1 protein-coding gene is annotated in these 464 nt (G+C 52.4%); it reads right to left on the reverse strand.

The genetic code is table 11. The features are described 5' to 3' along the window. Positions 1-386, reverse strand: a 386-nt coding sequence (locus HNH97_RS08670; RefSeq protein ID WP_171790621.1) for a transposase, incomplete at its 3' end; no start/stop codon positions are given. Positions 387-464 lie beyond the last annotated feature (78 nt).

The following is a 464-nucleotide window of genomic DNA, read 5'->3' on the forward strand; positions in this document are numbered from 1 at the left end:
GTGGCATCAAAGCGGTTGAACAGCCCATCGATCGCACCCGCCTGGGTCAGACGCTTTTGACACAGCCAGACCGTTTTGGCATCCGGCACCCGATCTGAAAGTCCCAGACCAAGGAAACGCATAAAGGAGAGGCGATCGTTGATCAGATATTCCGTCCGCTCATCAGACAAATTGTTGAGCGTCTGGATCACCAGAATTTTGAACATCAGCACAGGATCAAATGGCGGTCGTCCGCCTTTGCTGCCGTCAGAATACGCCAGAGCCTTCTCCAGGTCAGGGCGGAAGACTTCAAAATCCACAGTCCGGGAAAATGCTTCGAGCTGATCACCAAGCCCGCTCAAGCGGGCAAGCCGCTCTTCAACGTCAAAAAATCCCGTCTGCTTCATGATCCATACTCCAATCAACGCAAGGAAAATGGAATCACAGAGCAGACCTCAATACCAGAGGGTTTTTCGAACCCTCCA

The organism is Gluconacetobacter entanii, assembly GCF_013155425.1.
Taxonomy (GTDB): domain Bacteria; phylum Pseudomonadota; class Alphaproteobacteria; order Acetobacterales; family Acetobacteraceae; genus Novacetimonas; species Novacetimonas entanii.